Genomic DNA, 353 nt, shown 5'->3' with positions numbered 1-353 from the left:
GTGGTGACGCCGACGGCGACGTAGAACGGCTTGTTGCGCACCTGCCCGTCCCGGACCTTCACCACGATCGCGTCGATGAACACCACCGGGTAGACCCGGTCCAGTGGACGGTTCTGCCACTCGGTCATCTCCTCGATCACCTTGTCGGTGATCTTCGAGATCGTGTCCTTGCTGACGCTCGCGCCGTAGACGTCGTCGAAGTGCGCCGCGACCTCACCCGTCGTCAGCCCGCGCGCGGTCAGCGATAGGACAATCTCGTCGATCCCGTCCAACCGCCGCTGCCGCTTGCGCACGATCTTCGGCTGGAACGACCCGTCACGATCTCTCGGCACGTCGATCTCGACGGCACCGAC

Annotated in this window: 1 protein-coding gene; it reads right to left on the bottom strand. The window is 64.9% G+C overall.

Features of this window, described 5'->3' with window-relative positions:
* Positions 1 to 353 (bottom strand): transposase (locus BGN97_RS06790; RefSeq protein ID WP_292699211.1); only part of this gene is annotated, 353 nt, incomplete at both ends.

This window comes from Microbacterium sp. 69-10 (assembly GCF_001897945.1).
GTDB lineage: Bacteria > Actinomycetota > Actinomycetes > Actinomycetales > Microbacteriaceae > Microbacterium.
Note: the sequence above shows the minus strand (reverse complement) of the source record. Positions and strands in the feature narration are given on the sequence as shown.